At 73.6% G+C, this 22,929-nt stretch carries 19 protein-coding genes and 1 pseudogene; 15 read left to right on the forward strand and 5 right to left on the reverse strand.

The window, feature by feature from the left end; translation table 11 throughout:
- The 8 genes from ACZ7BZ_RS37425 to ACZ7BZ_RS37460 form a co-directional block, all read left to right on the forward strand.
- A partial coding sequence (locus tag ACZ7BZ_RS37425; RefSeq protein ID WP_470362276.1) for an amidohydrolase family protein occupies positions 1-380 on the forward strand: 380 nt, incomplete at its 5' end.
- Between the two features lie 326 nt (positions 381-706).
- Entirely contained in the window at positions 707-1,873 is a 1,167-nt protein-coding gene (locus ACZ7BZ_RS37430) for an alanine--tRNA ligase-related protein (RefSeq protein WP_470362277.1), read from the forward strand.
- A gap of 180 nt (positions 1,874-2,053) precedes the next feature.
- Positions 2,054-2,701: a 2'-5' RNA ligase family protein gene (locus tag ACZ7BZ_RS37435; protein WP_470362278.1), complete on the forward strand. Its 648-nt coding sequence runs from the start codon at positions 2,054-2,056 to the stop codon at positions 2,699-2,701.
- 350 nt (positions 2,702-3,051) lie between these two features.
- Complete coding sequence (locus ACZ7BZ_RS37440; protein ID WP_470362279.1) at positions 3,052-4,701, forward strand: hypothetical protein; 1,650 nt, start codon at positions 3,052-3,054, stop codon at positions 4,699-4,701.
- Entirely contained in the window at positions 4,698-5,270 is a 573-nt protein-coding gene (locus ACZ7BZ_RS37445) for a hypothetical protein (protein ID WP_470362280.1), read from the forward strand. The genes ACZ7BZ_RS37440 and ACZ7BZ_RS37445 overlap by 4 nt, the downstream gene beginning before the upstream one ends.
- A 5-nt stretch (positions 5,271-5,275) precedes the next feature.
- Positions 5,276-5,872, forward strand: a complete 597-nt coding sequence (locus ACZ7BZ_RS37450) for a hypothetical protein (protein ID WP_470362281.1) — start codon at positions 5,276-5,278, stop codon at positions 5,870-5,872.
- Between the two features lie 319 nt (positions 5,873-6,191).
- On the forward strand, positions 6,192-6,506 hold the full coding sequence (locus ACZ7BZ_RS37455) for a metalloregulator ArsR/SmtB family transcription factor (RefSeq protein ID WP_380462274.1): 315 nt from the start codon (positions 6,192-6,194) through the stop codon (positions 6,504-6,506).
- Positions 6,503-6,907 carry an SRPBCC family protein gene (locus ACZ7BZ_RS37460; protein ID WP_470362282.1) on the forward strand — a complete coding sequence of 135 codons (405 nt, stop codon included), beginning with the start codon at positions 6,503-6,505 and terminating at the stop codon, positions 6,905-6,907. Before ACZ7BZ_RS37455 ends, ACZ7BZ_RS37460 begins: the two co-directional genes overlap by 4 nt.
- A gap of 98 nt (positions 6,908-7,005) precedes the next feature.
- Here the strand turns inward: ACZ7BZ_RS37460 and ACZ7BZ_RS37465 are convergent, their stop codons facing one another.
- The 3 genes from ACZ7BZ_RS37465 to ACZ7BZ_RS37475 all read right to left on the reverse strand — a co-directional run bounded on the left by ACZ7BZ_RS37465 (position 7,006) and on the right by ACZ7BZ_RS37475 (position 9,270).
- A complete protein-coding gene (locus tag ACZ7BZ_RS37465) occupies positions 7,006-7,407 on the reverse strand; it encodes a pyridoxamine 5'-phosphate oxidase family protein (protein ID WP_470362283.1) in 402 nt (133 codons plus the stop codon).
- 151 nt (positions 7,408-7,558) lie between these two features.
- Positions 7,559-8,188, reverse strand: a complete 630-nt coding sequence (locus tag ACZ7BZ_RS37470; protein ID WP_380462277.1) for an MBL fold metallo-hydrolase — start codon at positions 8,186-8,188, stop codon at positions 7,559-7,561.
- Entirely contained in the window at positions 8,185-9,270 is a 1,086-nt protein-coding gene (locus tag ACZ7BZ_RS37475; protein ID WP_470362284.1) for an S-(hydroxymethyl)mycothiol dehydrogenase, read from the reverse strand. Before ACZ7BZ_RS37475 ends, ACZ7BZ_RS37470 begins: the two co-directional genes overlap by 4 nt.
- Before the next feature lie 698 nt (positions 9,271-9,968).
- Between ACZ7BZ_RS37475 and ACZ7BZ_RS37480 the strand changes: the two genes are divergently transcribed.
- Positions 9,969-11,189, forward strand: a complete 1,221-nt coding sequence (locus ACZ7BZ_RS37480) for a cytochrome P450 (protein WP_470362285.1) — start codon at positions 9,969-9,971, stop codon at positions 11,187-11,189.
- Positions 11,186-11,476, forward strand: a complete 291-nt coding sequence (locus ACZ7BZ_RS37485; RefSeq protein ID WP_470362286.1) for a ferredoxin — start codon at positions 11,186-11,188, stop codon at positions 11,474-11,476. The genes ACZ7BZ_RS37480 and ACZ7BZ_RS37485 overlap by 4 nt, the downstream gene beginning before the upstream one ends.
- Before the next feature lie 99 nt (positions 11,477-11,575).
- Here the strand turns inward: ACZ7BZ_RS37485 and ACZ7BZ_RS37490 are convergent, their stop codons facing one another.
- A complete protein-coding gene (locus tag ACZ7BZ_RS37490; protein ID WP_470362287.1) occupies positions 11,576-12,862 on the reverse strand; it encodes a phosphotransferase family protein in 1,287 nt (428 codons plus the stop codon).
- A 95-nt stretch (positions 12,863-12,957) separates the two neighbouring features.
- Between ACZ7BZ_RS37490 and ACZ7BZ_RS37495 the strand changes: the two are divergent.
- Positions 12,958-13,167, forward strand: a pseudogene (locus tag ACZ7BZ_RS37495) (MBL fold metallo-hydrolase); the annotation flags it as partial.
- A gap of 191 nt (positions 13,168-13,358) precedes the next feature.
- On the opposite strand, the gene ACZ7BZ_RS37500 reads toward ACZ7BZ_RS37495, so the two are convergent.
- Entirely contained in the window at positions 13,359-14,345 is a 987-nt protein-coding gene (locus ACZ7BZ_RS37500) for a helix-turn-helix transcriptional regulator (protein WP_470362288.1), read from the reverse strand.
- 399 nt (positions 14,346-14,744) lie between these two features.
- Between ACZ7BZ_RS37500 and ACZ7BZ_RS37505 the strand changes: the two genes are divergently transcribed.
- The 4 genes from ACZ7BZ_RS37505 to ACZ7BZ_RS37520 form a co-directional block, all read left to right on the forward strand.
- On the forward strand, positions 14,745-16,085 hold the full coding sequence (locus tag ACZ7BZ_RS37505) for an IS256 family transposase (RefSeq protein WP_470362289.1): 1,341 nt from the start codon (positions 14,745-14,747) through the stop codon (positions 16,083-16,085).
- A gap of 383 nt (positions 16,086-16,468) precedes the next feature.
- Entirely contained in the window at positions 16,469-16,627 is a 159-nt protein-coding gene (locus ACZ7BZ_RS37510; protein WP_380462284.1) for a hypothetical protein, read from the forward strand.
- Between the two features lie 107 nt (positions 16,628-16,734).
- Positions 16,735-16,947 carry an MbtH family protein gene (locus ACZ7BZ_RS37515; protein WP_380462285.1) on the forward strand — a complete coding sequence of 71 codons (213 nt, stop codon included), beginning with the start codon at positions 16,735-16,737 and terminating at the stop codon, positions 16,945-16,947.
- A gap of 94 nt (positions 16,948-17,041) precedes the next feature.
- Positions 17,042-22,929: amino acid adenylation domain-containing protein (locus tag ACZ7BZ_RS37520; RefSeq protein ID WP_470362290.1), on the forward strand; the 5,888-nt coding region annotated here is incomplete at its 3' end.

The following is a 22,929-nucleotide window of genomic DNA, read 5'->3' on the forward strand; positions in this document are numbered from 1 at the left end:
TCGCCCTGATCACCGACGCCATGGGCGCCGCCGGCATGGGCGACGGCCTCTACCCCCTCGGCCCCCTCCAGGTCCAGGTCAAGAACGGCGTCGCCATGCTCCCCGACGGCAGCTCCATCGCCGGCTCCACCCTCACCCTGGACCGGGTGTTCCAACGGACCCTGCTGGTACACAGGTTGACGCTCGACCAGGCCGTCCAGTCGCTGTCCGCCACCCCGGCGCGGCTGCTCGGTCTGGCCGACTCGACCGGCTCGCTGGAGACCGGCAAGCTCGCCGACCTGGTCGTGGTCGACTCCGACGGCTACGACCTGGTCGCCGTGATGCGCCGGGGCCGCTGGGCGGTCGGCGGCGAGAGGTTCCGCACCGTCGAGTCCGCCTGAGCAAAGCCCCCAGCAGCTCGTGGGCGCTCGGAATCGGCCGGTCAGGAGCAGCACACCCTTCCCGTGGGCCCGGGCCGGCGGCCGTAAAACGGCTGGCCCAGCTGGCGCCCCCGGAGGTAGCCTCGGCGGCATGGACGTCATGGATCGAAGCACCACCGCAGCCGCGCGAGCGACCAGCTCGCCGGTTGCCGCCGCCTGACGTACCCCTCCCCCGGCGACCGGAAACGGTCCGCCGGTGGCGGCTCCGAGGTGTTCCCTCGTCGGCCCGATGATCGCGCGGTCCCGTTCTCCGGCGCTGCCTCTCCGGCCCCCGAGGAGCCACCGCCATGAACACCGACCAGCTCGTCCGCGTCTTCACCGAGTACTTCGAGGAGCGCGGCCACCGCCGGATCACCGGCTCCACCCTGCTGCCCCCGCCCGGGGACCAGGTGTTGTTCACCACCTCCGGCATGCACCCCCTCACCCCGTACCTGGAGGGGCGCCCGCACCCGCTCGGCCGACGGCTGGTGAACCTCCAGCGCTGCCTGCGCACCACCGACCTCGACGAGGTCGGCGACCGCACCCACCTCACCGTCTTCGAGATGCTCGGCAGCTGGTCCCTCGGCGACTACGAGGGCCCGCAGAGCCTCGACTGGGGCTACGGGCTGCTCACCGACGGGCTCGGCATCGACCCGGGCCGGCTGCACGTCACCGTCTTCGGCGGCGACGACCGGACCGGCCCGGACACCGGCTCGCTGGAGCTGTGGCGGGACCGCGGGGTCCCCGTGGAGCTCACTGTCGAGGACAACTGGTGGTCCAACGGCCCGACCGGCCCGTGCGGCCCCGACTCGGAGATCTTCCTGTGGACCGGCGACACCCCGCCCGAGTCCACCCCCACCCGGGACGACCGCTGGGTGGAGGTGTGGAACCACGTGATGATGCGCCACCGGCGGCTCGACGACGGCTCGCTCGTCCCGCTCCCCCAGCGCAACGTGGACACCGGGCTCGGACTGGAACGGCTCTCCTCGCTGCTCCAGGGCTGCTCCTCGGTGTTCGAGTGCGACGTCTTCGACCCCTGGCGCCGCCTGGTCCCGACCCTGTGGCAGCTCGACGAACCGTCCCTGCGCCTGGTCAGCGACCACCTGCGCTCGGCCGTGGTCGTCATCGGCGACGGCGTCCGCCCGTCTCCCACCGGTCGCGGCTACGTGCTCCGCCGCCTGGTGCGCCGGGTGCTCACCGTGCTGCGCCGCGACGACCCCCAGCGCGGCCTCGGCGACCTGCCGGACGAACTGGTCCGGCACACCCTGGACCGCTTCCGCCAGGACGTGCGGCCCGAGACCGTCCGCCAGGTCCTGCTGGACGAGGAGCACCGCTTCGACCGCCTCCTGCATAGCGGCCGGCGGATCCTCTCCCGCCCCCGTTTCCGCGGCCCGCTCAGCGAGGACGACCTCCACTACCTCCACGACACCCACGGGCTGCCGCGCGACCTCGTCCTCGCCCTGCGCTCCCACTGACGCACCTCCCGTGCCGCCCCGCACCCAGACTCACCCGTTCGGCTGATCCCGGACGGAACCGACCCGGCCCGGCCGGGCTTCGCGGACACTGCCCTTCGACCCCTTCGACCGCTCCACCCCCTCTTCGCCTGCTCCACCCCCTCCGCGACGCCCGGCCGGCCCCGACCACGAGGAGACAGCATGAAGGCCTTCCACCCCACCTTCGGCCGCAGCCCCTGGCCCGACGGCCTGCGCGCCCTGCAGGTCTACGCCCTGCCCGACCTGCCCGCCGGCTCCGCCCTGCACACCCTGCTCGCCGACCTGCGCCAGGCCCTGAGCGGCTACCCCGTCCTGCCCGTGCCCGACGACCGCACCCACATCACCCTCGACATGATCACCTCCGCCCCGGCCGACAGCATCGACCCAGCCCGGCACCGGCGCCTCGCGGACCGGCTGCGCGGCGCCGTCGCCGGCACCGGCCCGATCCGGCTCAACGCCGGCTCACCGCTCGCGTACCGCACCGGCGTCCGGCTCGACCTCCACCCCGACCACGCCCTCGCCGCCCTCCAACAGCGCGTCCGCACCGCCGTCCACGACGTCTTCGGCCCCGACTCCACCGACTACCCGCTCGGCGTCCTCCACACCACCGCCGCCTACGCGACCGCCGACACCGACACCGACGAACTCGCCCAGACCATCCACCGGATCCGCCCCGGCCACGCCCCGTTCACCGTGCGCCGGATCATCCTCAACGAGGTCCACTGGCGGCGCACCCCCGCCCCCGGCACCGACCACCCCGCCTGGCAGATCGACTGGGACACCCTCGCCACCATCCCCCTCGACGGGTAACCGCTCCGCATCCGCCATGACCCCCCGAACGAGACCGTCGCCTCTCGCGGAAGCGATCTTGCGAGTGACACAAGGGCCCGGTCGGGCGGCTCGAAGCTCGGCGCGGTCGGCGAGGGCGTCGCCTTGAAAGTCAAGGACTCCTCGATGGTGTGCCCTCAGCAGGTGCGCACTGGGGTGGCCTGTGCTTGCTGAGGTGAACAACTGGTGCCGTCAGAGAGTCGGTTGGAGCTCTGGAGCATTGATTGTTGCTTCTCCGTTCCCTTCCGGGCCAAGGGGAGGGGCGCCATACTGTCTACTGAAACGCACTCACAAACCTTTATCGGTAGGGTCGTTCGAGCATCGGGGGATGCGTGACCACCTACAGCAGGTTTGTTTCGCTGTCGTCGACCACCGAGCCGCAGCACACCCGCAGCGAGGCCACCCGGCTGCTCTGCGCGGGGGTCTACTTCGACGGGGTGTTCCGTCAGCGCGTCATCGAGCAGTTGGTGGAGCACGAGGAGCGGCCGGTGGCTCCCTCGCTCGGGTTCGACGCTCTGCAGGTACTTGCACACGCGCACCGGTCCCGCCGCCAGGAGGCGCAGGCCGCGTTGTACCTCCTGGTGATCTGGGCGGGGTTCATCGTGTTCGGGCTGGTCGGGATCGGCTCGGAGGAGGTGCTGCTGCCCATCCCCTGGTTCGCCGCCTACATGCTGGTCTGCGGGGCGTCGTGGGCGGAGCAAGGCATGCCGTTCGCGATCTTCATTCTCGGCCGTTCGGTCATCAAGGAGGCCACTCGCGGCACGCTGAAGAGAGCACTGCTGAAGAGAGTGCTGGTGCCGCTGGCGCGGTTCCTGCTGACGGTGGCCTACTGGGCGCTTGCCGTCTTCGCGCTGTTCAGGGGCGCCGACGCCTGGGCGGCGCTGGTGTTCCCCGCGCTGCTGGTGCTGCCCGTGCAGGCGTACCGCGCGCAAGTGGTGTCCGTGATGCGCCGCAGCCTCAGCCGGGCCGCCTTCGCCACGGAACCCCGTGCGAAGCTGCCGGACAGTGCCCAGTACCAACGCATCGGTGCGGCCATCGACCGGGAGCAGCACGCCGGCATGGTGATCTACGACCCGTTCAAGCCGTTCGTCGGCGCCGGTGAACCGTACAAGCCCTGGTCGGTCGTCACGGAGCTGCGGAGCAAGGCGGGGCAGCCTCCCCAGGCCGGGGCGCTCACCGCTCGTGAGGTCATCGACCTGATCAGGCCTCGTCTCGAAGCTCTGGCCACCTCGGCCGCGGCCGCCAGTCGCGATCGCCTGCGCTCGATCGAGATCGACGAAGTGGTCTACATGCCGGTCGGCCTGTCCCGGAGCCAGCTCGACTTCCAGCCCGCCCAGATCCGGCAGCAGGTCGACGGCGCTGTCGGTGAAGGCGGCGAGGCGCGCCGGCACTTCCTGCGCATCCGGGTCGGAGCATGGGACGAGCGGATCGGAATTTCCCTCCTGGTCCGTGTGCACACGCAGGGCGGGATGCTGGTACTGGAGGTCGTCCCACACGTACTCGCCCCGGTCCGGCATGAGTTCAGCTCCGTGGATGTGGTCGCGGCCAGTGGCACCGGCGGTCTGCTGCGCCAGGCCCTGTCCGGCCTGTTCGTCAGCCCGGCGGCGAACCCCGCTGCCGGGGCCTCGCTGATCGTCACCACGGTCTCGCTCCTACGGGTCTGGCTGACCATGCCGGACCGGGCGCCGCTCGACGCTCCCGCCGCGTCGGTGCGGGAGTTGGGCAGCGTGAGTGACCTGTCGTTGTTCCAGGAGATGGACATCAGCCGGTACGTACGGACGCTGCAGGACCGGATTGCCAGCGGGGTGGAGGACGCCTTGCGTCAGAAGGGCTACGAGACCGGCGAGTTCCAGCAGTACATCATCAACGTGAGCGGGGGCGGAGTGTTCATCGGAGGGATGAGCGGAGGCGCGGTCGCCACGGGCAATTGGGCCTCGGCACGTCACGTGAGTGCCACGGACATGAAGGGGGACATGCCATGACGTCAGCTTCCCGCGGTGAGGAGAACGCGGAGGGGACAGATCCGGCGGCGGTCGACCCGCCACCTGCGCAGGGGACGGCAGGCGGCATCAGCATCGGTGTGCTGACAGGCGGAGCCGTGGCTGCCGGGGCATCGGCTCGTGCCGAGGACCGGTCCTACCGCACCGACGGGCCGGTGGAGCCGCCGGCCGGCCACTGGCCGCCGGTGCCGCTTCCGGCTGCTCCCGGCGGCATCAGTGTCTCCGTGATGACTGGTGGTGCGGCGGCTTCTGGGCCGGGGGCCCAGGCGCTCGACAACTCGGTCCAAGCGATCGAAGCGTCTTCCGAGCTGTTGGCCGCCGTGCGAGTGCTTCGCGGGCAATTGCTCCTGGCGGGCCCTGACGAGGAGACATCGGCGCTCGGTGCTCAGCTCGACGAGGCCGAGGAGGAGATCACCACGACGGGACTGGTGAGGCGCGACCGGCTCCAGCGGCTGCGCGAGCGGCTCGAGCTTGGCGCAAGCACGGTGGCGGGGCTCTCCTCAGCTGCGGCCCTCGTACAGCAGATCGCCCAGCTGAGCGGGTTGGGGTAGCCGCCGTGGGGCAGTGGGACGAGGACCGGCAGCGCTGGACGGAGCCGTCTCGTCCGGACAAGCCGACCGGCGGAGGGGCCTTCCTGCGGCCCCTGATCGTGGCCATGGTCGGGCTCCTGCTCGCCGCCGGGGCCGGTGTCGGACTCTGGGCGTTGTCGCGCTCCCATGATCGGCAGCCGCCGGTCTCCGTACCGCCCGCGCCGAATGTTCTCCTGCCGGTCACGACCTCGCCGGCGGAGACGATCACGCCGGCGTCCCCGACCGAGGCGACGGTCACCTCGTCCACTCCTTCGCCGCCGCTCGTGAGCCCCCGCGCGGTGGTGGTGCGGTACTACCAGGATCTGAACTCCGAGGATTACCTCGACGCCTGGAACCTTGGCGGCAACAACATCGCTCAGGTCTCGTACGACCAGTGGGTCAGCGGCTTCGCCACCACCAAGGAGATTGATGTGGCTGCCTCGGACGACGTCACGGTGCCAGGCACGGTGAACGTCTTCATCGAAGCCGCCCAGACCGACGGCACCGTGAAACGGTTCACAGGCACCTACACCGTCACCGACGGGGTGATCACCAGCGCGCACATCACCAGCAGTGATCACTGAAGAGTCGGCTGGACGAACAACGTCGGGACCATCGACCGATCACCGGTCACGCCCGACCAACATGCTCGATCCGCCCGATCTGTGCCCGGGGATGCATCAGCCCTGCCTGGTGGACGTTCTCAGTGCGCAGAGCACTCACCGCGGCCGAGACTCAGGAGCTCAAGCACAGACGGAGGTATCCTCGCCGCGCCTCGGGGGCTCGGCGGCGGACCGGCGGGCTCCGCCCCGGGAACAGCACCTCTGCACCCCGCACCCCGGGAGCGCAGCCACCCGTCGGGAAAAGTTGACATGTCGGGAGTCTCCGACGGATGGTGGAGGCATGGCGGATGTCGATGTGTTCAGCGCGCTGGCCAACCCCGTACGGCGCAGGTTGCTGGAGAGCTTGCGGGAGGGGCCGCGGGCGGCCGGGGAGCTGGCGGGGGAGTTCGAGCTGAGCCGGCCGGCCGTGTCCGAGCACCTGGCGGTGCTGCGGAACGCCCGGCTGGTGCGCGAGGAGCCGAGGGGGCGGCACCGCTACTACCACCTGGAAGCCGCGCCGCTGGCCGAGGTCGGGCAGTGGCTGCACCCCTTCGAGCACTACTGGCGGGCGCGGATGCGTTCGCTGCGCGAGCTCCTGGACGAGGAGAGTTCATGACCGAGATGGCCGCGATCCACTGCGACGAGTTCCTGCCGCACCCGCCGGCGCGGGTGTGGGAGGCGCTGACCGATCCGGAGCTGCACGCGCGGTGGTGGGCCGCCGGGGACGTGAAGGCGGTGGTGGGGCACCGGTTCACCCTGGACATGGGGCAGTGGGGGCAACAGCCGTGCGAGGTGGTCGCGGTGGAGGTGGAGCGGCTGCTGCGGTACTCGTTCGGCGCGGGGTCACTGGACACCACCGTGACCTGGCGGCTGGTGCCCGAGGGGCACGGGACCCGACTGCTGCTGGAGCACTCCGGGTTCGACCTGAACACCCCGATGGGCCGGCAGGCCCACCAGGGCATGGGGCGCGGGTGGCCGGCGGTGCTGCGCCGGATCGCCCCCGCGTTGTCCGAGTGACGTCGGCCGGCTGAGATCGGCGGGTGTCGTCGACCGAGTGGAGGCCGGCGGGTGACGTCGGCAGCGTGAGGTCGGCGGCGTGAGCGGGCCGGTGGTGCTCAGGCGCGGCCGAGGACGCGTTCGACGGTGATCTCGATGACCACCCGGTCCGGGTTCTCCCGGGGCGGGCGGTAGCGCTCGGCGTAGCGCCGCTCGGCGTCGGCGACCTGCTCGGGCTCGTCCCGTACCACCGCGACGCCCTCCAGGGTGGACCAGCGGGCCCGGTCGACCTGGCAGACCGCGACCCGCAGGCCGGTCGGCCCGGCCTCCGCGACGTTGCGGGCCTTGCGGCTGGTGCGGCTGGTGATCACCCGGGCGAGGCCCGTCGCCGGGTCGAAGGTCACACCGACCGGCACCACGTGCGGGGTACCGTCGGGGCGGGTGGTGGTCAGGGTGGAGATGTGCCGCTCGCGCCAGAAGGCGAGGAAGGCGTCGTCGAGGTCGCGCGGGTCGTGGGCCATGATCGCGATCGTACGGCCCCCGGGGAGTGATCGACTCCCTGGGGGCCGTACCGCCGCGGCAGCGCGAACCGCTGAAGCCGCGCAGACCGCCCAGACCGCTCAGACAGCTGAGACGGCTGAGACGGCTGCGTCCGCTACGGCCGCTTCGGACTCAGTGGCCGCGGGCGATCCACTCCGGCAGGGCCGGGGCCTCGGCGCCGATGGTGGTCGGGTCGCCGTGGCCGGTGCGCACCACGGTGTCGGCCGGGAGGGACAGCAGCCGCTCGCGGATCGACTCGATGATGGTCGGGAAGTGCGAGAAGGAGCGTCCGGTCGCGCCCGGGCCGCCGTGGAACAGGGTGTCGCCGGTGAAGACGGTGCCGAGCTCGGGCGCGTACAGGCAGACCGCGCCGGGCGCGTGGCCCGGGGTGTGCAGCACCGTCAGTTCGGTGCCGGCCACCGCGATCCGCTGCCCGTCGGCGAGTTCGCCGTCCGGGAGCCGCTCGGGGTGGGTGAGCTTCCACAGCGGGAGGTCGTCCGGGTGCAGCAGGATCGGCGCGCCGGTGCGCCCGGCCAGGGCCGGGGCGGCGTCGATGTGGTCGTTGTGCGCGTGGGTGGAGACGATCGCCAGCAGCCTGCGCCCGCCGAGCGCGGCCTCGATGGCCTCGGCGTCGTGCGCGGCGTCGATCACCACCGCCTCCTCGTCGTCGCCGACGATCCAGACGTTGTTCTCCACCTCCCAGCTGCCGCCGTCGAGTTCGAACGTCCCGGCGGTGACCAGACGGTCCACTCGGAGGGTCACAGGACCACCACCGAGCGGAGCACGTCGCCGTGGTGCATGCGCTCGAAGGCCTGCTCGACGGCGTCGAGTCCGATCGTCTCGGTGACGAAGGCGCGCAGGTCCAGGCGGCCCTGGAGGTACAGGTCGATCAGCATCGGGAAGTCCCGGGAGGGCAGGCAGTCGCCGTACCAGGAGGACTTCAGCGCGCCGCCGCGGCCGAAGACGTCCAGCAGCGGCAGTTCCAGGGTCATCTCCGGGGTCGGCACGCCGACCAGGACGACGGTGCCCGCGAGGTCCCGGGCGTAGAAGGCCTGCTGGTACGTCTCGGGGCGGCCGACGGCCTCCACCACGACGTCCGCGCCGTTGCCGCCGGTCAGCTCGCGGATGGCCTCGACCGGGTCGGTGGTGCGGGAGTTGACGGTGTGGGTGGCGCCGAGGGTGCGGGCCGTCTCCAGCTTGCGGTCGTCGATGTCCACCGCGATGATCCTCGACGCGCCCGCCAGCCGGGAGCCCATCACGGCCGCCCCGCCGACGCCGCCGCAGCCGATCACGGCGACGGTGTCGCCGCGGCCGACGTTGCCGGTGTTGATCGCCGCGCCGAGGCCCGCCATCACGCCGCAGCCCAGCAGGCCGGCGACGGCCGGGTCGGCGGCCGGGTCGACCTTGGTGCACTGGCCGGCCGCGACCAGGGTCTTCTCGGCGAAGGCGCCGATGCCCAGGGCCGGGGACAGCTCGGTGCCGTCCAGCAGCGTCATCTTCTGCTTGGCGTTGTGGGTGTTGAAGCAGTACTGCGCGCGCCCTCGCTTGCAGGCGCGGCACTGGCCGCACACCGCACGCCAGTTGAGGACGACGAAGTCGCCCGGCTCCACCTCGGTGACGCCCTCGCCGACCGACTCCACGATGCCCGCGGCCTCATGGCCGAGCAGGAACGGGAACTCGTCGTTGATGCCGCCCTCGCGGTAGTGGAGGTCGGTGTGGCAGACGCCGCACGCCTGGATCCGGACCACCGTCTCGCCCGGCCCCGGATCCGGCACCACGATCGTGGTCACCTCCACGGGCGCGCCCTTGGCGCGCGCGATGACTGCCTTGACCTGCTGGGCCATCCGATTCCACCTCCGTCGGCCGGTGCGGCTCTGCCCCGGCGTGACCTGCGACAAACGACTGCGGGAGAACTCTAGAAGCACTGCCGAAGGAGTGCGTACGAAGGGTAGCGCCCGCACGGCCGGCCACCGGTGCAGGGGCGGGCGGAACGGGCCGGTGGCGGTCAGGCGTCGGGGCGGGCCCGGCACGGTCCGGGCGCGGTCCGGGCGCGGTCCGGTACGAGGGGCGCGCGGGTGGTGGTGAGCGCCCGTCAGCGCGCAACGAACTGCCCGGAAAGCGCCGCCGTTGGCTGGAAGTGCCGCAGACGGGCACCCCGCCGTCCACGTACGGTCGTAGCAGAGACGGTCCACGCGACCACGCTCAGCACACCCGCCCCACCTGACGGCAAGCCACCGCGCGCCGCCCGTGCCGGGCGCGTACCGACCGTGCGCTCCCGCACGTTTTCGCGCCATCCCGCGCACGGGCCCGCGCCCCGCGCGGGCGACGTCCCCGGCCCACCCGCACCGCCCGCATGCCCGGAACCGCCTGTACACCCCGAACCATCCGGCGCCCCGGCCCACCCGGCGCCACCCGGCACCGCCCACACCGCCGGCCCAGAGTCGAGCCGCCCCGGCCGAACCGCCCGTCCCCGCAACGAACCCCGGATCCACCCCCCGTCGGGCCGCACCGTGCGGTCCCTGCCCTGGAGTCTGGAGTACGGATGTCCACCGAGAACAGTGCGACCGGTGCCGGCACCGGCACCGCCCCGCTCCCCCCGTTGCACTGCCTGCGCCACCTCGAACCCGGCCCGCCGCGACTGGCCGCGCTGCCCACCGGCACCCCGGTGTGGCTGGTCAGCCGGCACGCCGACGTCCGGCAGGTGCTGACCGACCCCCGGCTGGGCCGCGCCCCGCTCTACGCTCCGGACGCGCCGCCGCTGATGGTCACGCCGAACATCCTGGACGACCCGCAGAGCATGCTGAACATCGACGGCACCGAGCACCAGCGGCTGCGCCGCACCGTGCAGCGGGCGTTCACCCCGCGGGCGATCGCCCGCTGGAAGCCCTGGGTGGCCTCGGTGGTCGAGGCGCTGATCGACGAGGTGATCGACCGGGCCTCCCCCGTCGACATCGTCGCCGCCTACACCCGACCGCTGCCGGTCGCGGTGATCAGCCGGCTGATGGGCCTGGACAACCTGGACGGCAAGCGGCTCGCCCACTGGAGCGACCACGCGCTCTCCACCACGGCCCACAGCGCCGAGGCGATCGGCACCGCGATGAGCGAGTTCGCCGCCTTCGGCGCCGAGGTGATCGCCGAGCGCCGCGCCGAGCCCGGCGACGACCTGGTCAGCAGCCTGCTCACGGCCGCCGCCGAGGACGGCTCGATCACCGAGGGGCAGCTGATCGCCCTGGTCATCGGCCTGGTGGTGGCCGGTCACGAGACCACCATGACCAGCCTCGGCAACGCCCTGGTCTACCTGCTGAAGGACGGCAGGGACGCCTGGCAGCGGCTCGCCTCCGACGAGGCCAGCGCCGCCGCCGCGACCGAGCAGATCCTGCGCGCGGTGCCGCTCGGCGACGCCGCCGAGCACATGCCCGGACTGCTGCGCCGCACCGTGGAGGAGGTGGAGATCGGCGGGGTGGTCATCCCGGCCGGCAGCGTCGTCGCCGCCGACACCGGCTCCGCCAACCACGACCCGGAGGTCTTCACCGGGGACCTGCGCACCGAGCTGTTCTCCCCGCTGGCCGCGCCGATGCTCACCTTCGGCGCCGGACCGCACCACTGCCTGGGCGCCTGGCTGGCCCGGATGGAGCTGGAACTCGCCCTGCACCGGCTGGCCCGGCGGCTGCCCTCGCTGCGGATGGCCGAGCCGGTCGAGACCATCGACTGGCGGCGCGGGCTGCTCACCCGCAGCCCCAACACCCTGCGGGTCAGCTGGTGACGGGCTCCTCGGGGTCCGCCGACACCACCGGGGCGGGGACCGGTGCCGCCGAGGCGGTGGTGGTCCGGGTCGACCGGGACCGCTGCATCGGCTCCGGGATGTGCGCCCTCAGCGCCCCCGACTCGCTGGCCCTGGGCACCGACGGGCTGGCCCGGCCGGTGGCCGGGTACGCGGACGGCGGCGCCGAGTTGACGGACGGGCTGGCCGAGGCGGTGGAGTTCTGCCCGGTCGAGGCGCTGGCCCTGCACTCGGCCCGCGGCGGGCACCGGATCGCACCGGCGGAGTGACGCGACCGCCCGGTGTCGGCCCTCGCCACCGTCACGGCGGCGGAGGACGACACCGGGGCGGCCCGACCTGACTCCGCATCGGTCGATGAGCCGGGCTCATCAGTCGATGAGCCATTCGATCCTGTTGCGCCCTCCCCCCGGCTGGTGAGCCGGCCGCCAGCAGGCCAGGGCGGCGCGCAGTTGGGCGGCGGGGTCGCCCTCGTGGTACGGGCGTTCGCTGGGTTCGATGTGGTCCAGGAACTCCTGGTAGCGCAGCGCGTGGAACAGGTGGTGGAGCGGTTCGGCGAGTTCGAGGGCGCGCTGCGGGTCCGAGCCGGGGACGTGCCGGCGCCAGGCCGCCGTCCAGACCTCGGTGTGGTGCCGCCCGGCCTCCGGAGTGAGGTAGGCGCGGGGGCGCAGGCCGTCCTCGGCCGGGTGGCCGAGGCAGGCGTCGGCGTAGTCGACGACGACCGGGCTGCCGTTGCCGGTGCGCCAGTTGCCGGGGTGGAAGTCGCCGTGCAGCAGGGTGGCGGGCAGCCCGCAGGCGGCCAGGTCCCGCAGCAGCGCGGGCAGGCCGGCGGCGAACCGCCGTAGCCGGTCGCGTTCCTCCGCCGTCAGGTCGGTCTCGGCGGGGAGCCGGTCCAGCAGGGCCAGCAGCCGGGTGTGCAGGGCGGCGGGCGTGCGGTCACGCAGGCCGGCGAGGGCGGCGGGGTGTTCGGCGAGGGCGGCTTGGGCGGCGACGAGGCGCGGGACGACGTCCGCCACGGTGGCCTCGCTCGGGGTCCAGCAGTCCTCGCCGGGGATGTGGTCGAGCAGCAGCCGCCCGGCGGCCGGGTCGGCGGCGAGGACGGTCGGTACCAGCGCGGGGTCGACGCCGCCGAGCAGCGCGATGACCTCGCCCTCGGGGGCGTTGAAGCGCGGGCTGGTGGTCTTCAGCCAGGCGTCGGGGCCGGTGACGGTGGGGAGGCGGAAGAGGCCGGACAGGTTCCAGGTGCGGATCTGCCGGGCGGCGCCGGCGGCGGGGCGGCCGAGGGCCGCCAGCTGCTCCTCGGCCCAGGTCAGCGCCGCCCGTAGGCCCTCGGGGGTGGCCCAGGCGGCGCGCCGGGTGTCGCCGGGGCCCAGCCGGGCGGCCGTTCCGCCGTCCAGGGGGCAGGGTCGGAGGGCGGTCGGTCGGCGGAGTGCCTCGGCGTGGTAGCGGACCCGGCCGCCGTGACCGAGGTCCTCGCTGTGGCCGTCGACCAGCCTGGTCACCAGCACCGGCACGCCGGCCAGTTCGGTCGCCCGGTCGACGACGCCGTCCATCGAGGACCACCACCCGACGGCGGCCTCGAAGGGGCCCAACTGCCCGAAGTACTCGTCCCCGTGGGTGAGGTCGACCGTCACGGTCCGGCTGCTCGCTCGCTGCATCCGGGCAGCTTCGCCGACGAACCCCCGGGAGCGCGACCGGTTTTGGGCAGGAGCGGCCCGGGCGTGGGGCATCGCGTGGTGCGAGCGCTGACGGTCACCATGTCCCGTACGCGGGCGTACGGTTGACCACCCCGGGGCTGACCGTCGCCTACGGCGGCGACACCGGAGCGGACCCGGCGCTGGCCGAACTGGCGGCGGAAGCGGACCTGTTCGTCGCCGGGGCCACCCTGCGCGGCCCCGACCGCGACCCGCACCTGCTGAGTGCGGCCGGGGCCGGGGCCTGGGCGGCCCGTGCCCGGACCCGCCGGCTGCTCCTCGCCCGCTTCTGGCCCGGCGCCGACCGGGGCGGGTCGGTGGCCGAGGCCGCGAGCGGGTTCCCGGGTGGCGAGGTGATCGCGGCGGAGGAGGGCACGGTGATCCCTGCTGACGGCCTCGGCGCCCGCGGTGAGGCTGCGCTGCCCGAAGCCTCGCACCGGAAAGAGGGGCGGCGGGACCGTCAGAGGTCGTCGAGCGGCTCGGCCAGCACACCCTCGCGGGCGATGATGTACCCGAGGTGGCCGCGACTGCGGCTGCCGAGGAGTTCGCTGGCTTTCTGGATGTGGCTGGAGACGGTGCGGGTGCTCATGCCGAGGCGGGAGGCGATGGCCTCGTCGGTGAAGCCGTTGACCATCAGCCGCAGGACGTTCTGCCGGGTGCGGTCGGTGAGCAGCTGGGGCCGGTGGTGGCCCTCCAGGTAGGTGACGGGCTCGGCGCGTTCCCACATCAGTTCGTAGATCTTGAGCAAGTACTCGACCAGCGGCGGGAACTGGATGAGCATCGCGGCGGCCTCGCGGTCGGCACCGGCCGGGACGAAGGCGGTGGAGCGGTCGCAGATGATGACCCGGTCGAAGACCTCGTTGAGGGTGCGCACCTGGGCGCCCCGGGCGCTGACCTGCTCGATGTAGGCGAGCGTCGGGCCGTGCGAGCGCACGGTGTGCTGGTAGAGGGTGCGCTGGCGGACGCCGCGTTCGGCGAGGGCGAGGTCGCGCGGGAGGGCGTCGGCGAGCTGCTCGGCGCCGCGGCCGCCGCCGGGCTGGGCGGTGCGCAGCTCCTCGGTGCAGGCGGCGACGGCCTTCTCCAGGGCTGGGTTGATCTCCTCGCTGGCCAGCAGGCGGATCGGGAGCTGGGCCTGTCTCATCACGTCCTGGTAGGCGTGTTCGGCGGCGGTGAAGGCGGTGCGCAGCTCGGCGAGCTGCTCCTGGTGGGCCAGGACGGCGAGTTCGAGCGGCCTGGTCAGGCCGGTGACCGCGAGGTCGGGCGGGACGGGCGCCAGCCGCTGCCCGGCGCCGGGCAGGGCGCGCAGCAGGCCCATGCTGAGCAGGCACTCGGGGGCCTGTCCGGCGGTGGCGCCACCCTCGGCGAGGGCGGCGCGGTAGAACTCGACACCGCGGTCACAGAGTTGGGGTGTCCCCTTTTCCGTGTTGGTGTCCTGGGATACGCACATCTGGGCATCCTTCCGGCTTCGGCATTGCGCTTTCACGAATGCCCGCACCGGCAACAGCCAGGCGTCCGAAAGGGCAGGATGGAACTCGCCTGCCGTTCGAACGCATCCCCCCCGGGCCACGACAGCCGCGAGTGTACGCCCTAAAGGCGCGGAAATCAGCGGTTCACGGTGAAACCCGGCATGCCCGACAACGGCGTCCGGCGGGCGGTGACGGTGGCGGTGGCGGTGAACGCGCCGGTGACGGCGAGGACGACCGTACCCGGCCGTGGTAACGGGCGGATGGCCGCCGCATTGCACGTGTCGCCGCGCCCGGGCGGCCGGGGCGGACGTCCGGCGAACGGGCCGGCCGACGGACGGAGGGCACCCTTGTTGCGAGCTGATCCCGATCCGCCTCCTCCCGTGGATCCGGCCGCGCTGGTGGACCAGCGGCTGGTGCGGCAGCTCGCGGAGGCCGCGGCCGCCCAGGTCGGCTCCGGGGCCGTGCAGTTGCTCGGTGACGGCGGGCTGCTCCAGGCGCTGGCCAAGCAGCTGATCGAGCGTGCCCTGGAGATCGAGCTCCAGGAGCACCTGTACGGCGGCGGGCCCGGTGGCGGCACTCCCGCGGGCGGAAGTACGGCGGGCAGCGATACGGCGGTCGGCAACAATCCGGCGGGCAGCGGTGCGGCGGTCGGCAACAATCCGGCCGGCGCCAACGGCCGCGGTGCTGCCGTCGGCCCGGCCGCCCCTGGAAGTCCCAACGGCCCCAACGGCGCCCGGGCCAGACGGCTGCTCACCGAGATCGGACCGGTCGAGGTGCGGGTGCCGCGCGACCGGGACGGCAGCTTCGCCCCCCGTACGGTCCGTCCCCGGGCGCGCCGATTGCCCGGCCTCGACCGGCTGGTGGTCTCGCTGACCGCGCGCGGCCTCAGTTCGGGTGAGCTGGTGGCGCACCTGTCCGAGGTGTACGGGGTGGAACTCAGTCGGGAGACCGTCTCGGTGATCACCGATCAGGTGCTGGACGAGCTCGCCGACCGGCGCGGGCGCCCTCTGGACCCGGTCTACCCGGTGGTGTTCCTCGACTCGGTGCGCAGCGGGCGCTCGGGCGGACCGCTGGTGCACCTGGCGCTGGGGGTGTCCACCGACGGGCTGCGCGAGGTGCTGGGCCTGTGGCCGGCCACGGACGGCGAGCACTGGCCTCGGGTGCTGGCCGGACTCGTCGAGCGCGGGGTGCGCGAGGTCTGGGTGCTGGTCGGCGACGCGGGCGCGGGCCTGGCCGAGGCGGCGTCCGCGCGCTGGCCGCGCACCGTGGTGCACACCTCGGTGGCCCATCTGCTGCACGCGGCACTGCGGCACGCGCCGGGCGAGGACTGGGGCGCGCTGGCCCGGACCCTGCACGAGATCTGTACGGCCCCCACCGAGCCCGCCGCACTGGAGCGGCTGGGCCGGGCCGAGCGGGAGTGGGGGCCGAGCCACCGCGAGGTGTTCCGGGTGTGGCGGGCGGCCTGGCCGCTGCTGGCGCCCGGCTTCCGGTTCGGTCCGGAGGCGCGGCGGCTGCTCGCGGGCGGCGGCGCGCTGGAGCGGTTGCACGCGCGGCTGCGCCGGATCGAGCAGGCCGCCGGGCGGGTGCGGGACGAGCGGGCCGCGCTCAAGCGCGTCTACCTGGCGACCCTGGCCCTGGAGTCACCGGCCGGGGCCCGACGGCCATGGACCGGGGACTGGCCGGCCGTCCGCGAGGAGCTGCGCCGGGGCTCCCGGCACTGAGGGCGGCCATCCAACCCGCCGAGGCCGGCATCGAATCCGCCGAGGCCATCATAGAACATCAAGTTCCGCTACTGACAAGGGAGTTGATCCACCGGCCCACAGGGTCCGTCCGGCCGGCGAGTCAGGGGGTTTCCGGCCACCGGGGTGCGGATCCAGCCATCGGGCGGGGCTTTCGCGAGCCCGTCCTCCCACCACTGATCTGACAGAACCAGGTGCTCATTGCATCAGTTCTGCCCGTTTTTGACACAGTCTGTTCACGCTTCCGGTTCCCGCATTGCGTGATCCCGATAACGGCCAGAGCTTCCACGCCAGTTTGAGCCTCGGCAGGATGCATTCACAGCGAGGAGCGCACACACCGCCCGCCTCAGGAAGAGGAATTCGCCATGACGAATCTTGCCGCTCGCATTCACAAGATGCTGGGGATTCTCACCGTTCTGCTGGTCGCCGTCATCGGCCTCCAGACCCACGCCGCACCCCACCCGTCCACCACCGTCGCCGGGCCCTCCGCGGTCCACGGCGACGACTCCGGCTGGGGTCCGTGACCGCACTGCGACGAAGTCGCCGAACCGTACGTCGACGTAGTCCGTTCACCGCACGATGACGAAATTCCCCCCTCTTCGTAATTCTCCTGACAGAGAGGAAACCGACGATGGCGAACCCGTTCGAGGACCCCGAGGCCGACTACCTCGTCCTGGTCAACGACGAGGGCCAGCACTCGCTGTGGCCGGTCTTCAGCCCGGTGCCCGACGGCTGGCAGCAGGTCTTCGGCGCGGCCGGACGCCAGGACTGCGTGGACTACGTCGAGCAGCACTGGCAGGACCTGCGGCCGAAGAGCCTGGTCGCCCACCTGGCCGGCCACTGACCGCTCCGCCGGGCTCCACACCGCACCACCGCTCCGCAGCACACCGCACCACCGCACGCTCCACCGGTCACGCAGCAACGAGGGAGACAGTCACATGTCCGGGGACCAGCAGACACACAGAACCGAGCCGCGGCCGGGACCGGCCGAGGTGCTGCTGTGTCGACTGTTCGCGGAGGTGCTCGGCCGGGAGTCCGTCGACCCCGCGGCGGGCTTCTTCGACCTCGGCGGTGACCGGCCCGCCGCCGTCCGGCTGCTGGCCCGGGTGCGCGCCGAACTCGGCTTCCGGGTGCCGCTGCCACTGCTGCTGGACGCCCCCACCCCGGCCGGCCTGGCCACCCGGCTCGCTGCCCCCGCCCCCCTCGTCAGCCCCGCCGTCGTCGACCCGCGCCCCACCCTCAGCGCGCTGGTCGACGCCCAGGTGGCCCGCACCCCGCAGGCCCCCGCGCTGTACGCCGGGGACGTCATCCTCAGCTACGCCGAACTGGACGCCCGCGCCAACCGGCTGGCCAGGGTGCTCGCCGCCCGCGGCCTGGGCACCGAGGACGTCGTCGCGCTCGCCCTGCCGAAGTCCCCCGAGGCGATCGCCGCGATCCTCGCCGTGGCCAAGACCGGCGCGGCCTGGCTGCCCGCCGACCCGGCCTACCCGGCCGAGCGGCTGCGCCACATGGTCACCGACTCCCGCGCCGCCCTGGTGCTCAGCACCGCCGGCACCGCCGAGCGGCTGCCCGACACCGGTGCCCCCCGGCTGCTGCTCGACTCCCCCGAGCACCTCGCCGACCTCGCCGGACGGCCCGGCACCCCGTTCACCGCCGACGAGCGGGTGCGGCCGCTGGGCGCCGACCACACCGCGTACGTCATCTACACCTCCGGGTCCACCGGCGTACCCAAGGGCGTGGCCGTCACCCACGCCGGACTGCCCAGCATGGTCGGCACCCAGGTCGCCGCCACCGGGGTCGGCCCCGGCAGCCGGGTGCTCCAGGCCGCATCGCTCAGCTTCGACGTCTCGGTCTCCGACCTGGCCGTGGCGCTCACCACCGGCGCCGCGCTCGTCCTCCCCCGCGAGCAGAGCGAGCTGGTCGGCGAGGCGCTGGCCGCGTTGATCGACCGGCACGGCATCACCCACGCCGATGTCGCCACCGCGATGGCCGCCACCCTGCCGGACGTCCCGCTGCCGACCCTGCGCACCCTGATCGGCGGCGGCGAGGCCATCCCGCGCGAACTGGCCGCCCGTCTCGGCCGGGACCGGCTGATGCTCAACAGCTACGGGCCGACCGAGACCACCGTCATCGTCACCATGAGCGAGCCGCTCACCGGCACCGAGCAGCCCCCGATCGGCCACCCCTGCCAGGACGTGCGGATCCACGTGCTGGACGAGCGGCTGCGCCCGGTGGAGCCCGGCACCGTCGGCGAGCTGTACGTCTCCGGCCCGCACCTGGCCCGCGGCTACCTGGGCCGCCCCGGCCTGACCGCCGACCGGTTCGTCGCCTGCCCCTTCGGCGAACCCGGAGAACGGATGTACCGCACCGGCGACCTCGGCAGCCACCGCCCGGACGGCCAGCTGGACTTCCTCGGCCGGGCCGACGACCAGGTGAAGATCCGCGGCTTCCGGGTGGAGCTCGGCGAGATCGAGCAGACCCTCTCCGCCCACCCCGGGGTCCGCCAGGCCGTGGTGCTGGTCCGCGAGGACCGCCCGGGCGAGCGCCGGCTGGTCGGCTACACCGTCGGCACCGCCGACCCGGACGAGCTGCGCGCCCACTGCGCCGAGCTACTGCCCGACCACATGGTGCCCACCGTCGTCGTCCTGGACCGGCTGCCGCTCACGCCCAACGGCAAGGTGGACAAGCGCGCCCTGCCCGCTCCGGTCCTCGGCGGCGCCGAGGAGGGCGGCCGGGCCCCGGCCGGGGAGCTGGAGCACACCCTGGCCAGGCTGTTCGCCGAGGTGCTCGGACTGCCGAGGGTCGGGGTCACCGAGTCCTTCTTCGAGCTCGGCGGGGACTCCATCGTGGCCATCCAGCTGGTCTCCCGGGCCCGGCACGCCGGGCTGCAACTCACCCCCCGCGCGGTCTTCGAGGCCCCCAGTGTCGAGGCGCTGGCCCTGGTCGCCCGCCCGTTGGAGGGACCGGTCGCCGTCGAGCCACCCGGGGCCGGCCTCGGCGAGGTGCCGCCGACGCCGATCGTGCACTGGCTGTCCGAGCAGCACGGCGCCGTCGAGAGCTTCTACCAGTCCACCCTGCTCACCCTCCAGGCCGGCACCGGCCACCGGCACCTGACCACCGCCCTCCAGGCCCTGCTGGACCACCACGACGCACTGCGCGCCCGCACCTCCCCGCTCGCCCGGCGCCCCTGGACCCTGCACGTCCCCGCCCCCGGCGCCGTCCCCGCCGCCGAGCTGCTGCGAAGCGTCCCCGGCCCCGCCACCACGGACACCCTGCGAGCCGCAACCGACGCCGCCCGCGACCGGCTCTCGCCCGAGGACGGCCGGATGCTCCAGGCCGTCCGCTTCGACGCCGGCCCGGACCAGCCCGCCCAGCTGCTGCTGGTGATCCACCACCTGGTGGTGGACGGCGTCACCTGGCGCATCGTCGAGGAGGACCTGCTCGCCGCGCTCGCCGCCGCCCGCGAAGGCCGCGCGCCGGAGCTGCCGCCGGTGCCCACCTCGTTCCGCCGCTGGGCCCAGCGGCTCACCGCGGAGGCCTGCACCGAGCGCCGGGCCGCCGAACTCCCGCACTGGCAGGCCGCCCTGGCCACCCCCGACCCGCTGCTCGGAGCCCGGGCCCTGGACCCGGCCGAGGACACCTACGCCACCGGCGCCTCCCTGCGGCTGGTGCTGCCCGCCGAGACCACCCGGGCGCTGCTGACCGGCGTCACCGCCGCGTACCACGCCCAGGTCAACGACGTGCTGCTGACCGCGCTGGCCCTGGCCCTCACCCACTGGCGCGGCGACCACCCGGCCGCGCCCGACGGCGCCGTGCTGCTGAACGTCGAGGGCCACGGCCGGGAGGAGGTCGTCGAGGGCGTCGACCTGCACCGCACCGCCGGCTGGTTCACCTCCGTCTACCCCGTACGGCTCGCCCCCGGGGCGCTGTCCTGGGCCGAGGTCACCGCGGCCGGCCCCGAACTCGGCCGGGCGCTCGGCCGGGTGAAGGAACAGCTGCGCGCCGTCCCGGACAACGGCATCGGCTACGGCCTGCTGCGCCACCTCAACCCGGCCACCGCCGAGGTACTGGTCGGGTACGCCGAGCCGCAGGTCGAGTTCAACTACCTGGGCCGCTTCCAGCCCGAGGGCGTCACCGCCGAGTCCGTGCGGGCCGGCGCCGAGGCGATGACCGAGGGCGCCGCCCCGGACCTCGCGCTCGGCCGGGTGCTCGGCCTGGACGCCACCACCGTCGACACCCCGCAGGGCCCACTGCTGGTCGCCCAGTGGTCCTGGGCCGCCGGACTGCTCGGCGAGGAGCGGGTCCGGGAGCTCGCCGAGGCCTGGTTCACCGCGCTGGACGCGCTCGCCGAGCACGCCCGGCGGCCGGACGCCGGCGGGCACACCCCCTCCGACTTCCCGCTCGTCGCCCTCGACCAGGACGAGGTCGACCGGCTCGCCGGACACCACGCCCCCGCCACCCTGGTGGACGTCTGGCCCACCTCCCCGCTCCAGCAGGGCATGGCCTTCCACACCGAGTACGACACCGACGGCGCCGACGTCTACACCTCCGTCTGCACCTTCGACCTCACCGGCCCGGTCGACGCCGACCGGCTGCGCGCCGCCGCCGAGGCCCTGCTGCTGCGCCAGCCCAACCTCAGGGCCGGCTTCCACCAGCGCCCCGACGGCCCGCCCGTCCAGGCCGTGCCGGACCACGTCGAACTGCCCTTCACCGTCCTCGACCTGACCGCGCACCCCGACCCCGAGGCCGAGGCCGAGCGGATCGCCGCCGCCGAGTACGGCCGCCGCTTCGACCTCGCCAGGCCGCCGCTGCTGCGCTACACCCTGCTCACCCTCGCCCCCGGCCGGCACCGGCTGATCGCCGCCGCCCACCACATCCTGCTGGACGGCTGGTCCACCCCGCTGTTCGCCGAGGAGCTGTGGGCCCTGTACTTCCGCCGGCCGCTGCCCCCGGCTGCGCCCTACCGCGAGTACCTGCGCTGGATCACCCGGCGCGACGGCGCCGCCGCCCGCGCCGCCTGGGCCGACGCCCTCGCCGGCGCCGACGAGCCCACCCTGCTCGCCCCCGCCCGCACCACCGCCACCCCTCAGCTGCCGCTGCGCCTGCACACCGGCCTCACCCCGGCCGCCACCGAGGCGCTGGCCCGCACCGCCCGCCGCTACGGCGTCACCCTCAACACCCTCGTCCAGGCCGCCTGGGGCGTGCTGCTGGCCCGGCTCACCGGACGGCACGACGTGCTGTTCGGCACCACCGTGTCCGGCCGGCCGCACGACCTGCCGGGCGTGGAGCGGATGATGGGCCTGCTCATCAACACCGTGCCGGTGCGGGTCACCCTGGACCCCGCCGAGTCCTGGGGGCAGCTGCTGCTGCGGCTGCAGCACGAGCAGTCCGCGCTGCTGGACCACCAGCACCTCAGCCTCACCGAGATCCGGCAACTCACCGGTCTGGGAAGCCTGTTCGACACCGTCACGGTGTACGGCAACTACCCGGACCCGACCGCCCTGGACGACGCCGACCCGAGCGGCGCCACCCGCGTCACCCTGGTCGAGGACGTCGACAGCGCCCACTACCCGCTGCTGCTCGCTCTCACCCCGGGCGACGGCCTGCAACTGCGCCTCGACCACCAGCCGGACGCCTTCACCGCCGCCGAGGCACGCACCGTCCTGGACCGCTTCCTCGCCCTGCTGGACCGGATCGTCGCCGACCCGGCCGAACTCATCGGCGCCGTCGACGTATTGACCGACCAGGAGCGGGCCCAGCTGCTCTCCGACCGGCACGGCCCGGTCACCACGCTGCCGGCCGGCGCGGTCCCCGAGCTGTTCGAGGCCCGCGCGGCCGCGACGCCGGAGGCGGTCGCGCTGGTCGCAGGCCAGGAGACGCTGACCTACGCCGAACTCAACGCCCGCGCCAACGGCTTGGCGCGACGACTGGCCGAGGCCGGGGTCGGCACGGAGACACCGGTGGCGGTACTGCTGGAGCGCACACCCGCACTGGTGGTCACACTGCTCGCGGTACTCAAGGCCGGTGGCACATATGTGCCGCTGGACGACGCCCAGCCGCAGGAACGACTGCTCGCCGTCCTCGCCGACGCGGGCGCCACCCTGGCCGTCACCGACCGCAACCACCCGGCGCTGGCCGGTCTGACCACCCTCACGGTCGGCGCGGAGACCGCCGACAACCTCCAACTCAAGTTCAGTGAGCACCAGTTGGCCTATGTGATGCACACCTCTGGCTCGACCGGCATCCCCAAGGGCATCGGCATCACCCACCGTTCCATCGTCGACCTCGCCCTCGGCGGCACCTTCTCCGGCGGCGGCCACGAACGCGTGCTGGTCCACTCCCCGACCGCGTTCGACGCCTCCACCTACGAACTCTGGGCCCCACTGCTCTCCGGCGCCCGCCTCGTACTCGCCCCGCCCGGGCGCCTCGGCGTCACCGAACTCGCCGACACCATCGACCACGGTCGGGTGACGGCCGCCTGGATGACGGTCGGACTCTTCAACGTGCTCGCCGCCGAGGCCCCGCAGTCCTTCGCCGGGCTGCAGGAGGTCTGGACCGGCGGGGACATCGTCTCGCCCACCGCGATGCGACGCGTCATGGAAACCTGCCCCGGCCTGCGGGTGGTGAACGGCTACGGCCCCACCGAGACCACCACCTTCGCCACCCACCACCCCATGAGCACCCCCACCGAGGTGCCGGACACCGTCCCGATCGGCCGGCCGCTGCCCAACACCCGGGCGTACGTGCTGGACGACGGGTTGCAGCCCGTCCCGGCCGGGGTCACCGGCGAGCTGTACCTCGCCGGGAACGGCCTGGCCCGGGGCTA

The organism is Kitasatospora sp. NPDC036934, from assembly GCF_055608425.1.

Bases quoted from the DNA above. Each gene is read 5' to 3' on its own strand.
- ACZ7BZ_RS37500 (WP_470362288.1), bottom strand. From the start codon at position 14,345: ATGTGCGTATCCCAGGACACCAACACGGAAAAGGGGACACCCCAACTC.
- ACZ7BZ_RS37480 (WP_470362285.1), top strand. From the start codon at position 9,969: ATGTCCACCGAGAACAGTGCGACCGGTGCCGGCACCGGCACCGCCCCG.
- ACZ7BZ_RS37445 (WP_470362280.1), top strand. From the start codon at position 4,698: ATGACGTCAGCTTCCCGCGGTGAGGAGAACGCGGAGGGGACAGATCCG.
- ACZ7BZ_RS37435 (WP_470362278.1), top strand. From the start codon at position 2,054: ATGAAGGCCTTCCACCCCACCTTCGGCCGCAGCCCCTGGCCCGACGGC.
- ACZ7BZ_RS37515 (WP_380462285.1), top strand. From the start codon at position 16,735: ATGGCGAACCCGTTCGAGGACCCCGAGGCCGACTACCTCGTCCTGGTC.
- ACZ7BZ_RS37465 (WP_470362283.1), bottom strand. From the start codon at position 7,407: ATGGCCCACGACCCGCGCGACCTCGACGACGCCTTCCTCGCCTTCTGG.
- ACZ7BZ_RS37510 (WP_380462284.1), top strand. From the start codon at position 16,469: ATGACGAATCTTGCCGCTCGCATTCACAAGATGCTGGGGATTCTCACC.
- ACZ7BZ_RS37490 (WP_470362287.1), bottom strand. From the start codon at position 12,862: ATGCAGCGAGCGAGCAGCCGGACCGTGACGGTCGACCTCACCCACGGG.
- ACZ7BZ_RS37430 (WP_470362277.1), top strand. From the start codon at position 707: ATGAACACCGACCAGCTCGTCCGCGTCTTCACCGAGTACTTCGAGGAG.
- ACZ7BZ_RS37475 (WP_470362284.1), bottom strand. From the start codon at position 9,270: ATGGCCCAGCAGGTCAAGGCAGTCATCGCGCGCGCCAAGGGCGCGCCC.
- ACZ7BZ_RS37455 (WP_380462274.1), top strand. From the start codon at position 6,192: ATGGCGGATGTCGATGTGTTCAGCGCGCTGGCCAACCCCGTACGGCGC.
- ACZ7BZ_RS37460 (WP_470362282.1), top strand. From the start codon at position 6,503: ATGACCGAGATGGCCGCGATCCACTGCGACGAGTTCCTGCCGCACCCG.